Origin of the sequence: Actinomadura sp. 7K507 (assembly GCF_004348425.1) — a bacterium.
In the GTDB taxonomy this organism is placed as follows: Bacteria; Actinomycetota; Actinomycetes; order Streptosporangiales; family Streptosporangiaceae; genus Spirillospora.
In genome coordinates this window covers 1-11,210 of the sequence record NZ_SMKK01000275.1, presented here as the reverse complement: position 1 = coordinate 11,210, position 11,210 = coordinate 1, and the positions used below count along the sequence as shown (strand labels likewise).

10 protein-coding genes and 1 pseudogene are annotated in these 11,210 nt (G+C 72.7%); 4 read left to right on the top strand and 7 right to left on the bottom strand.

Annotated elements, in window-relative coordinates; all coding sequences use genetic code 11:
* Positions 1-283: 283 nt before the first annotated feature.
* Together E1285_RS38770 and E1285_RS38765 are read right to left on the bottom strand one after the other, a co-directional pair.
* A pseudogene (locus E1285_RS38770) lies at positions 284-415 on the bottom strand (ABC transporter ATP-binding protein); the annotation flags it as partial.
* 9 nt (positions 416-424) lie between these two features.
* Positions 425-1,099, bottom strand: coding sequence for a TetR family transcriptional regulator (locus E1285_RS38765; protein ID WP_132159588.1), 675 nt, complete (start codon positions 1,097-1,099; stop codon positions 425-427).
* A 636-nt stretch (positions 1,100-1,735) separates the two neighbouring features.
* Here E1285_RS38765 and lexA point away from each other — a divergent pair.
* On the top strand, positions 1,736-2,398 hold the full coding sequence (gene lexA, locus E1285_RS38760) for a transcriptional repressor LexA (protein WP_165966935.1): 663 nt from the start codon (positions 1,736-1,738) through the stop codon (positions 2,396-2,398).
* A gap of 54 nt (positions 2,399-2,452) precedes the next feature.
* Positions 2,453-3,481: a TIGR03617 family F420-dependent LLM class oxidoreductase gene (locus tag E1285_RS38755; RefSeq protein ID WP_132159586.1), complete on the top strand. Its 1,029-nt coding sequence runs from the start codon at positions 2,453-2,455 to the stop codon at positions 3,479-3,481.
* A gap of 113 nt (positions 3,482-3,594) precedes the next feature.
* Here the strand turns inward: E1285_RS38755 and E1285_RS38750 are convergent, their stop codons facing one another.
* Complete coding sequence (locus tag E1285_RS38750) at positions 3,595-4,194, bottom strand: TetR/AcrR family transcriptional regulator (RefSeq protein WP_132159585.1); 600 nt, start codon at positions 4,192-4,194, stop codon at positions 3,595-3,597.
* Between the two features lie 27 nt (positions 4,195-4,221).
* Between E1285_RS38750 and E1285_RS38745 the strand changes: the two genes are divergently transcribed.
* On the top strand, positions 4,222-6,627 hold the full coding sequence (locus tag E1285_RS38745; protein ID WP_132159584.1) for a PEP/pyruvate-binding domain-containing protein: 2,406 nt from the start codon (positions 4,222-4,224) through the stop codon (positions 6,625-6,627).
* 81 nt (positions 6,628-6,708) lie between these two features.
* Entirely contained in the window at positions 6,709-7,536 is an 828-nt protein-coding gene (locus tag E1285_RS38740) for a TIGR03619 family F420-dependent LLM class oxidoreductase (protein WP_132159583.1), read from the top strand.
* On the opposite strand, the gene E1285_RS38735 is transcribed toward E1285_RS38740, so the two are convergent.
* The 4 genes from E1285_RS38735 to E1285_RS38720 form a co-directional block, all read right to left on the bottom strand.
* Positions 7,533-8,684, bottom strand: coding sequence for an aminotransferase class I/II-fold pyridoxal phosphate-dependent enzyme (locus E1285_RS38735; protein ID WP_132159582.1), 1,152 nt, complete (start codon positions 8,682-8,684; stop codon positions 7,533-7,535). The genes E1285_RS38740 and E1285_RS38735 overlap by 4 nt on opposite strands.
* A complete protein-coding gene (locus E1285_RS38730) occupies positions 8,684-9,580 on the bottom strand; it encodes an amidohydrolase family protein (protein WP_165966934.1) in 897 nt (298 codons plus the stop codon). The genes E1285_RS38735 and E1285_RS38730 overlap by 1 nt, the downstream gene beginning before the upstream one ends.
* Positions 9,577-10,215: a bifunctional 4-hydroxy-2-oxoglutarate aldolase/2-dehydro-3-deoxy-phosphogluconate aldolase gene (locus E1285_RS38725; protein WP_132159580.1), complete on the bottom strand. Its 639-nt coding sequence runs from the start codon at positions 10,213-10,215 to the stop codon at positions 9,577-9,579. Before E1285_RS38725 ends, E1285_RS38730 begins: the two co-directional genes overlap by 4 nt.
* Positions 10,212-11,210 (bottom strand): sugar kinase (locus E1285_RS38720; RefSeq protein WP_132159579.1); only part of this gene is annotated, 999 nt, incomplete at its 5' end. The genes E1285_RS38720 and E1285_RS38725, both read right to left, overlap by 4 nt.

Here is an 11,210-nt window from a genome sequence, read left to right as displayed (position 1 = left end):
CGTCGGGCGGCCCCAGGTCAGCGCGTCTAGGCCGCCGTTGCGCAGACTGGTCAAAGTGAACACCCGCGCAGACCCCCACGGGGCCAAGGCAGGCACAGGGACGCCGGGCGCGGGCTTGGGCGGGAACCCCTCCGGCGGGCCGCCCCCGGCCTGATGTGGGCAGCCGGACGGCAGCCCGGAGCCGCGCGAGGCTAGCAGCCCGCCGCCCCACCCAAACCCGCACCCGGCTTCCCACAACGGCGCAGGTCAGCACATCCCCGTAGAAGTGTCACAATCCGGTATCCGTCTTGCCCGCCCCGTTCGGTCCCAGGAAGCCGTGCACTTCGCCGGCACGGACGGCCAGATCCAGCCCGTCGAGCGCGCGAGCGTTCCCGAAGGACTTGACCAGGCCCTCGGTTCGGATCACCTCGGTCATCGCCACTCCTTAGCCCGCGGCTTGCGGGCCGCTGTCGGGTCGGTGGGTTGACAGGTACTCGTACGCGTCCCGGATCCGCGCCGCCTGATCCGGGTCGAGCAGAGCGTGCGAGTGCATGTCGGCCGACGCCATGCTGATGCGCAGGTTGCCCTGGACGTCGGAGGCGTCGGTTCCGAGCGCCCGGTGCACCTGGTCGTACATCACCAGCAGGCCGATCTGCGTGCCGACGAACACCGCCGCGTAGGCCCGGACGTCGGCGAACGGGTGGGGCTCGTTGCGGATCAGCCACTGCTCGGTCGTGTCGACGAGACGATCGAACATCGCCGTCGCGGACGGGGAATTGTCGACCATCGCCCGCCCCAGGTAACGGTGCAGCAGCAGCCGCGTCGGCTGGATGTCGGGGAAGAACCCCGGCTCGGTCAGCCGGTCCTCGTCGACGATCTGCCGCTTGATGCGCATCAGTTGATCGATCGCGTAGGCGTCGCATGCGTCGCGCAGCGCGTCCTTCGATCCGAAGTGGTGCCGGATGAGGCCCGAGGAGATCCCGGCCTCCCGCGCGATGTCCCGGATCGAGGCCCCGTCGACACCGCGGTCCGCGAACAGCCGCAGCGCGGCGTCCCGGATGCGATCCCGTGTGGGCGCCTCCTCCTCGGACGCCGCGGAGTCGGGTGCTTCCATCGCCATCGGATCAACCCCTACACGATCGTATAGTCGGGGTGTCGCCGACACTACACGTTCGTATAGCGCCCTGCAAGCATCCGATCGCGGATTAGTTCCCGGCCCTCGGCGGCCGGACCGTCCACCGGGTTTCAGAACACGTCACGGGCACCGGGGGGCGCGAGGCGCCATGCATGGCGCAACCGCCGGGCCCGGGGTCGCCGGGGTCTCGGCGAAGATCAGCCAGGTCCGGCCGTCGTCTCCGCGAAGGACCCGGCGCAGGTGGCCGATCCGGCGGTCAGGGAATGATGACCTCGGTCGAGGAGACGACGCGAACCGACGTGACGAGGATCCCCTCGCGCCTGCAGCGGTCCAAGACGTAGTCCCGCAGCGACGGGCTCAGAGCCTCCAAGTGGTTCCGGCTCTCGACAGGGCCGTTCTTTGAGGTACGCGGTCTCTTAGGAGTCAACTCGATGATCGCCTCAATGGCAGAAGGGATAATCCGAACGCGTCACGTGAAGTATCCGTATACCTGCGATGTCCCAGTTGCTACATCGCGTCGTCCCACGTCACCCCAAGATACCGCAGTGGGAACGGCCGGCTCGGCGGCCTCGCCTCGCTCAATCGCGTCGCGTCTCTTCAAGGGGCCCTAGAATCCTGCGGGTGACCGCCTACAGTGATCTTGACGCGTTCGCAGACCTGGACGCCTCCGCTCTGCCTCCGCGCCAGCAGCGGATCCTGGCCATGATCCAGGATTGGGTGGTCAGGTACGGGTACGCGCCGAGCACGCGCCAGATCGGCGACGCGGTCGGCCTGCGGTCATCGTCGTCGGTGTCGCGCCACCTGGCGAGCCTGGAGGACAAGGGATTCCTGCGCCGCGGCAGCGCGGTGTCGCGACCGATCGACACGCGCGTGTTCCTGGGGCGGCATCCGGCACGGGAGTCTTCCGACGGCCAGGTGACCGTGCCCGTGGTCGGCCATATCGCCGCCGGTACCCCCATCACGGCCGAAGAGCACGCCGACGACACCCTGATGCTCCCCCGCGAACTCACCGGACGCGGCACCGTCTTCGCCCTGCGCGTGCACGGCGACTCGATGACCGACGCCGCGATCTGCGACGGCGACATCGTGGTGGTCCGCCAGCAGCAGGAAGCCCACTCCGGCCAGATCGTCGCCGCCATGATCGACGGCGAGGCCACCGTGAAGGTGTACCGGCGCCGCGACGGCCACGTCCGGCTCGAACCACGCAACCCCGCCTACGACGTCATCGACGGCGACGAGGCCGTCGTGCTCGGCATCGTCGTGTCGGTGGTCCGCAACATCTGACGCGGGCCCCGGCCCTCACCAAGGAACGCGCTGCGCGGAACGGAGATCGGTCAAGTGAAGCTCGATGTGCAACTGGACGGCCGGCCGGACGAGGCGGCACAGCGTGCCCGCACGCTGACCGACGCCGGAGTGGACGGCCTGTTCACGTTCGAGGGCCCGCACGATGTGTTCCTGCCGCTGATCGTCGCGGCCGGCTCGCCGGACGTGCCGCCGGCCGACCTGATGACCAACGTCGCGATCGCGATCCCGCGCAGCCCGATGAACCTGGCCAACATGGCCTACGACCTGCAGTTGCTGAGCAAGGGCCGGTTCCGGCTCGGACTGGGGTCGCAGATCAAGCCGCACATCGAGAAACGGTACGGCTCGACCTGGAGCAGGCCCGCGGCCCGGATGCGCGAGACGGTGCTCGCGGTGAAGGCGATCCTGAACTCGTGGCAGGACGGCACCCGGCTCGACTTCCGCGGCGAGTTCACCAGGCACACGCTGATGCCCGCGACGTTCGTCCCCGGGCCGAACCCGTACGGCGTGCCGCCGGTCCTGCTCGGAGCGCTGGGTCCGGTGATGACCCGGACCGCGGCCGAGGTCGCGGACGGGCTGCTGGTGATGCCGTTCCACAGCCATCGGCATTTTCGCGAGCGCACGCTCCCGGCCGTGGCCGAGGGACTGGAACTGGCGGGTCGTGAGCGGATCGACCTGTACCCGCAGGCGATCGTCGCGACGGGCGGCTCCCCCGGCGAGATCGAGTCCGCCACGTTCGGCGTGAAGGCACTACTGGCGTTCTACGGTTCGACGCCCGCGTACAAGCCGGTGCTGGACATCGAAGGCTGGGGGGATCTGCAGCCCGAGTTGAACGCGCTGTCGAAGACCGGCGACATCATGACCATGGTCGGCCTGATCGACGACGCGATGGTGCGGACTCTGGCGGTCGTCGGGACGCCGGCCGAGTGCGCCGCCGAGATCAAGAGCCGGTTCGGCGACGTGGCCGAGCGGGTCTGCGCCTATTTCCCCGGTTCGACCCACCCGCCGGAGACGATCGCCGCCCTCGGGGCCGAACTGGGGAGCAGCGCGGGATCGACCACGTGACCCGCCCGCCGATCCGATCCTGACCTTCGGTCGCCGCAGTACGCGCCGCGCGCCGTGGCGCCGCCGCACGCCGCGAATGGACGGCCTGGTTCCGTTCTCCGCGGTGGCGGTGGTCAGGACGTCGCTTCGTGGTTCGCGGGCCGCACGCCGTTGAGGAGGATGCGGGCCGTCCTGGCGACCCAGTCCGGTGTGAGGCCGTCGGGGCCCCGCGTCAGCGTCGCGGCCAGGGCGGAGCCGACGACCATCTCCAGCAGGACGAGCGCGTCGACCCCGGCGTCGAGGTCTCCGCTCTCGACGGCCGCGGCGAGGGTTGCGTCGAGGCCGCGCCAGCTTTGGGCGGAGAACCGCTCAAGGAGGCGCTGGTGGATGACCGGGTCCGTCGCGGCTTCGGCGATCAGCCCGGGTACGGCGAGCCGGGCCAAAGGGGTGGTCAGCAGTTCCGCGATCCGCCTCACCAGTTCGTGCAGATCTTCGGCGAATGAGCCCGTCCGGGGCGCGCCGGCGGTGACGTCGTCCCGGAAGGTCGCCTCGTGGACGAGGTGGGCCTTGCTGGGCCAGCGCCGATAGACCGCGGGCCTTGACGTGCCGGCGCGCTCGGCGATGGCGGCCACGGTCATCTCGGCGTAGCCGACCTCGGCCAGCAGCTCGGCGGCGGCGTCCAGGACGGCGTCGTCGATGCGGGCGTCACGGGGTCGTCCGATGGGGTTGCTCATTTTCGAGCAGAGTGTAACGTAACTGCGATGCAGCGGCCCGAGAGCGAGCTCGTCGAGTTGTCGGACGTCGTCGACGCGAGGTACGGCGGCAAGGCCCTCGGTCTGGCGCGGCTCGCCGCAGCCGGATTCTCGGTGCCGGCCGCGTTCGTCATCGCGAAGGCCGACGCCGCCGGCCTCCCCGCCGGGCTCGAAGCGCGCCATGCCCGCCTGGCCGGCCCGGACGGGCCGGTTGCGGTGCGTTCCTCGGCTTCGGGCGAGGACGGCGCCGAGAGTTCCTTCGCCGGTCAGTACGAGTCGGTACTGGGAGTGCGCGGATACGGCGAACTCCTCGCCGCTATCCGGCATTGCGCGGCCTCCGCGTCGTCGGAGCGTGCGACCGCCTATCGGTCGGCCGCCGGGATCTCCGGCGCGATGCACCTCGTGGTCCAGGAGATGGTCGACGCGCGCGCCGCCGGTGTCGTGTTCACCGCGGATCCGGCGAGCGGCCGTCGCGACCTGTGCGTGGTCGACGCGGTTCCCGGCCTCGCGGAGTCGTTGGTCGACGGTTCCGCGAGCTCCGACCACTACGAGGTCGACCGCGCCGGACGGATCGTGGACCGCCAGGTCGCGCCGAGCCCGGCACTCGCCGACGACGAGGTCATGGCCGTCGTGGCCGGCGCACGGGACGCGGAGGCGCGCTGGGGAACGCCGCTGGACCTCGAATGGGCGATCGACCGGGCCGGTGAGATCCGCTGGCTGCAGGCACGTCCGATCACCACCCTGCCCGGCGACCTGGACGAGATGGACAGCACGGTGGCGGGCGAGGACCACGTCTACACCCGGTGCAACATCGGCGAGATGATGCCCGGCGCCTTCTGCCCGCTCACGGCGTCCGTCAGCGGCCGGGCGATCGAGTACGCGATGCAGATGGTCCAGGTCACCGCCGGTTTCCAGGACTCCTACCGGGAGGACCGCTGGCTGCAGCTGGGCTACTTCTCGGGTCACCTGTTCCTCAACATGACCGAAGGCACGGCCCTCAGCTCGGGGATCCTCGGCAACTCGCTCGAGCAGTACTCGCTCTCCATCGCGGGCCGGGTGGTGGACGAGCTGGTGCCGAAGCCGCCGAAGCCGTTCGCCCGCCGTCTGGTCAACACCGTCCGGCTGACCGCGTTCGCGCTCTCGGCGGGACGGGCGATCCGCCGTCTGGACCGGGACCTGGCGCGTTTCGAGGCGCCGTCCGCGGCGGAGCCGGCGGCCCTGCTCGCCGAGCTCGACGCCGCGACCGGGCTCTACGACGCGGCCACACTCACCCATGTCCGGTCCTCCGCGCGCTCCGCCGTCGCCGCGAACGTCCTCGAACAGACGCTGACGCGCGAGGCGGTCCGCGCGAACCGGGACGAGGACGAGGGACGTTCCCAGGCCGCCGCACTGATGGCCGGCGCCGCCGACGTCGAGAGCGCCGTCATGCTGGAGCATCTGGACGACGTGGTGGGCCGGCTGGCCGCGGACTCGGCCGAAGCCGAGGCGTTCCTCGGAAGCGACGCCGCCGGGGCCGTGATCCGGCTGACCGGAGCCGGTGGGCCGGCCGGCCGCACGTTCGACGAGTTCCTGCGGCGGCACGGCCATCGGGGCTACCGGGAGTTGTGCATGCGGGACCCGTCCTGGGCGGACGACCCCGAAGGTCTCGGCACGATCATGCAGGCCATGCTCCGTGCCCGGCTTCTCACCGGGGACGCCGTCCGGACGAGCCCATCGCCGCAGGAGGGCGTTTCCCGGGCGGTGCGGGTGATGGCCCGCCTCGCGCGGGCCGGGGCACGCGGACGTGAGGCCACCAAGTCGCGGATGGTGCTGGTCGCCCACCGGCTCGGCCATGGCTACCGCCTGCTGGGCGAGCGGCTGGCCGCGACGGGGCGGCTGCCGGACGCGGACCTGGTGTTCTTCTTCGACCGGTCGGAGCTGCCGGCCTTGGTGGGCGTCGGCGACGCCGGGGACCTGATCGACCGCGCGGAGGCGCGCCGGGCGGCGCTTCCGTATCAGGCCCGGCTCGAATTCCCGGACGTGTGCGTCGGCAAGCCCGTTCCGGCGCGGCCGAAGCCCCCGGAAGGGATCGAGGACGGTGTGATCGCCGGTCGCTCCGCGTGCGGCGGAGTCGTCGAGGGGACCGTCCGGGTCGCGGCCACGATCACGCAGGCCCGGGAACTGCGGCCCGGCGAGGTCCTGGTCGCACCCGTGACGGACGTCGGCTGGACGCCGTACTTCACCCTGATCGCCGCGCTCGTCACCGACATCGGCAGCTCGGTCTCCCATGGCGCCGTCGTCGCCCGCGAGTACGGCGTGCCCTGCGTGGTCAACACCCGGGGCGCCACCCGCGTGCTCCACACCGGCGACCGGGTCCGGGTCGACGGCGACCGCGGCACCGTGACGCTGCTGGAGCACGCCCCCGCCTCGTCCTGACGGGCAGTCCCTCATCGAGGACGCCCAGCACTTTCGGTCCCCCTGGAACACCTGGGCGGGGCCGGGGCGTTATTGCCGATCATGAAGCTCGGTGTCAACATACTCAACTTCGGTGCCCACGCGACCCCGGAGGCGTTCGCGGGCTGGGCCCGGTTCGCCGAGGAGGCGGGGTTCGACTTCGCGATGCTCTCCGACCACCTCGCGGTCACGCCCGACGTCGCCGAGCAGTACCCGGCGCCGTTCTACGACCCGTTCACCGTGCTCGCCTGGCTGGCCGGGACGACCGAGCGGATCGGGCTGGGCACGACGATCACCGTCCTGCCGTACCGGCACCCGCTGCAGCTCGCGCGGATCACCGCGAACCTGGACCGGCTCAGCGGCGGGCGGCTGGTATTCGGGGTGGGCGTCGGCTGGGCGAGGCGGGAGTACGCGGCGCTGGACGTGCCCTTCGAACGGCGCGGAGCACTGGCCGACCAGTACCTGGAGGTGATCCTGCGGTCCTGGACGCGGGACTCGGTCACCTACGGCGGCGAGACGATCGATCCGAGGCCGCACCCCGTCCAGAAGCCGCACCCGCCCGTCTGGGTCGGCGGGCAGTCGCCGGGGGCGATGCGGCGGGTCGCGCGGTTCGGCGACGCCTGGCACCCGATCAACGTCGCGCCGGACCGGCTCCGCGCCGAGGGGCTCCCGGCCCTGCGCAGGGCGGCCGAGGAGGCCGGACGGCCGGTGCCGGCACTGGCGCCACGCATCCGGCTGGACGACGTGGACCAGGCTCTGCGGCAGGCCGAGGAGTTCGCCGCGCTGGGAGCGACCCATCTGCTGTTGGACACCTATCCGGGCACCCCCGAGCGAACCCGTGCACCCGAGGAGGACCAGCAGAGGCTCGCGGCCTTCCGCGCTTCCTTCTAAGCCCGGCAGCGGAGGATGCGCTGGATCCCTTCGAGGAGGTCCTCGGTGGCGGTGGCGAGGGAGAGGCGGATCCACCCCTCGCCGTGCGGGCCGAAGGTCGTCCCGGGGGCGACCGCGACGTGCTCTTCCCGCAGGAGGCGAACGGCCCACGCGGTCACGTCGTCTCCGCACCGGTCCGACACGTCCACCCACAGGTAGAAGGCGCCCTCCGGGCGCTGGTACGGCAGGCCCGCCCGGTCGAGCACGGCGGTGGCGGCCTCGCGCCGCCCGCGGTACGCCTCGCGCGCCGCGGCCTTCTGGTCCTGCGGCCCGGTCAGCGCCGCGAGCGCGCCGACCTGCGCGGGCGCGTTCACGCACGCCACCAGCGGCTCCTGGAGTTTGGCGCAGATCGGTGCGAGTTCCGGTGGGGCGAGCACGTAGCCGACCCGCATCCCGGTCATCGCGTAGGTCTTGGAGAAGCTGAAACAGCTGATCACCCGGTCGTCGGTGTCGAACACCGCCGGACTGACGTGCGGTCCGTCGAAGGTGATCTCCTCGTAGCACTCGTCGGAGACGAGCCAGAGGTCGTGCTCGCGGGCGAAGGCCACCAGCCGTTCGATGGTCTCCCCCGGCAGGACGGTGCCGAGAGGGTTGGACGGCGAGTTCACCACGATCGCCCGGGTCCTCGGGGTGACCAGCCGGGCCAGGTCGGCCGGGTCGGGCCGGAAGCCGTTCTCCGGACGCAGCTCGTACCGGACGGGCACCGCTTGCAGGAGCTGGACGAGCATGGCGAAGTTGGGCCAGCCCGGGTCGGGGATCAGCACCTCGTCACCGGCGCCGACGACCGCCATCATCCCGAGCTGGAGCGCCTGCATGCCGCCCGCGGTGACGATGACCCGCTCAGTGGCCGCGCCCTCGATGCCGTTGACCCCGCGCAGTTTGGCGGCGATCGCCTCGCGCAGCTCGGTCACGCCCGCGTTGGGCACGTACCGGGTCCGGCCCTCGGCGTAGGCGCCGGCCGCCGCGTCCAGGACGTGGCCGGGCGTGGCGAAGCTCGGCTCGCCCACGTGCAGCCCGATGACGGGGTCGGTCATCGTCCAGGCCATGTCCATGACGGCGCGGATGCCCGACCGGGGCATGTTCGCGGCGTGGGGTGCGGGGATCGGCATCAGCCCTCCCTTTCGTTCGGCTCGGGAGCCAGGTCGGGGAACAGGGACAGCGCCGTCCCGCCGTGCAGGGCGGCGCGTTCGGCGGGCGACAGGCCGGGCAGCGCGTGCCCGGCCAGCTCCAGCAGCGCGGGGACGCCCGGTACGTCCCTGGTCCATGGGTAGTCGGAGGCCCAGAGCATCCGGTCCGGGCCGTAGGCGGTGGCGAAGGCGCGCACGGCGCCGTCCAGGTCCTTGTACGGCGGCGTCTCGCGCGACAGGGCGTACTGGCCCGAGAACATCAGGTAGGTGTGCGGATGGCGGGCCAGTTCCAGGACGGTGTCGACCACGGCGGGCGGGAACGGGTCGGCGAAGTACGGCCGGCCGTGCTCGTCCACGCGCATGCCGTGCGGGGCGAACCCCAGGTGGTTGAGGACGATCCGCAGCCCGGGGACGGCACGCGGCAGCTCGCGCAGCAGTGCGAGCTGCTCGGGTGGCGGGTAGCTCCACAGGGGCAGCCCGCGGTCGGCCAGCTCGTGCAGTACCGGCAGCATCGGGCTGTCGGCCAGCGGCCGTCCGGGCTCGCCGAGCCACCGCGTGCGCAGGCCGGAGAAGCCCTGCGAGATCAGCTCGCGCAGGGTGGCCAGCGGGCCCGGGTCCAGGCCCGGGCGTCTTCCCTGGATCTCCGGGCCCGCCACCGCGACCGAGGCGAACCGCCCGGGATGGGCGGCGCGCGCCTCGGCCACGTAGCCGTCCTCCGGGCCGAGCGGGACGAGCACCGCCCGGCCGATCCCGGAGGACTCCATCACGGCGAGCAGGTCCTCGGCCGGGGCGTCGCGCCCGGCGGGGGCCAGCTCGTCCACCGCCCGGTGCCGGACGGCGGAGGGACGGAAGACATGGGCGTGCGCGTCGACGATCACGACGCCGTCCCGGCCGCGGCGACCTGGGCGGCGACCGTGGCCGCGCGCCGCGCGATACCGGGCAGGTCGTCCGGGACGGGCGCGGCCGGGACCAGGTCCGAGCCCAGCCCGACCGCGACGGCCCCGGCGGCGATCCACTCGCCGGCGGTGTCGTGCCGGATGCCGCCGGTCGGGACGAACGACACCCCGCGGAACGGCCCGAGCAGCGCCTTGAGGTAGGGCAGGCCGAGCGCGCCCGCCGGGAACAGCTTGATGAGGCGCGCCCCCGCGTCCTGCGCGGCGGCGATCTCGGTGGCGGTCGTGGCGCCCGGCAGCGGTTCCAGGCCCGCGCTGAGCACGGCCCGGATGAGCCCCGTGTCGGTGTGCGGGCTGACGCAGTAGCGGGCGCCGCACGACGCGGCCTGCTCCACCTGCTCGCGGGTGCGGATCGTTCCGGCGCCCAGCAGCGCGCCGGCGGGCAGGGCGGCGCGCAGCTCGCGCAGCGCCGCCGGGGCGTCGGGGTGGTCGAACGTGACCTCCATGGACGTCACGCCCGCCTCGTACAGGGCGGCGCCGACCTCGGCGATGTGCCGGTGGCCGGTCAGCCGCAGGATGGCGATCGCTCCGGCCAGGCCGTCGGGATTCAGTGGTGTCATCGCAGGATCCTCCGTGACTCGGTCCCGCGGCGGGCCAGGTCCGCCGGGCGTACCTGGCAGGCGTCGCCGGGCATGGTGTGCTGGAAGGCGCCCGCCCACGCCGCCTTGTCCACGGCCGTGGCGGGGTCGTCGCCGGCCAGCCGGGCGGCCAACAGCACGCCGAGCGCGGCGTCCCCCGCCCCGAACGCGTCGACGACGTCGGCCTGCCGGTCCGCGCTGGTGAACTCCTCGTCCGCGGTGACGGCGACGACGCGGGTGGTGATCCGGCGTCCGGGCAGCTGGGCGGTCTCGCGCATGACGACCATCTCGTGCCCGAACTCCGCGATGGCCCGGCGCGCCGACGCGGCCGGGCTCTCGTCCTCGCGGGCGGACGGCAGCAGCCGCACCAGGTCGTGGTGGCTCGCGAGCAGCAGGTCCACGTACGGCAGGACGCCGCGCAGCACCGGGACGGCCTGCTCCCAGGTCCACATCTTGGCGCGGTGGTTGACGTCGAACGCGGTGACCGCGCCGTTGCCGCGCCCGGCCGACAGCAGGGCCGTGACGGCGGCGGCGGGGCCGGTGCCGAGCGCGCAGGTGATGCCGCTGCTGAGCACCGCGCCGGCGCCTTCGGTGAGGCGCGCCCAGTCGAAGGTGCCGGGGGTGAGCCGCGTCGCGGCGGTGCCGGTCCGGTCGTAGAGGACCTCCGAGGGCCGCGGCGGCACGCCCTGCTCGACGAAGTACAGCGCCGTGCGGGCGTCCGGTTCCCAGTCGATGCTGGTGCGGACGCCGAACGCGTGCGCGTGCGCGGCGATCCGGTGGCCGAGCGGGGTACCGGCCAGCCGGGAGATCCAGGTGGCGGGCAGCCCCAGCCCGGCGGCCGCGATCAGCGCGTTCAGCTCGGCGCCGCCGACCTCGACGTCCAGCCCGGTGGCGTGGTCGAGGCGCTGGTGCCGCGGCGGGGAGAGGCGCAGCAGCGCCTCGCCCAGCCCGACGACGCGCGGCGGGTCCTCCTGGGG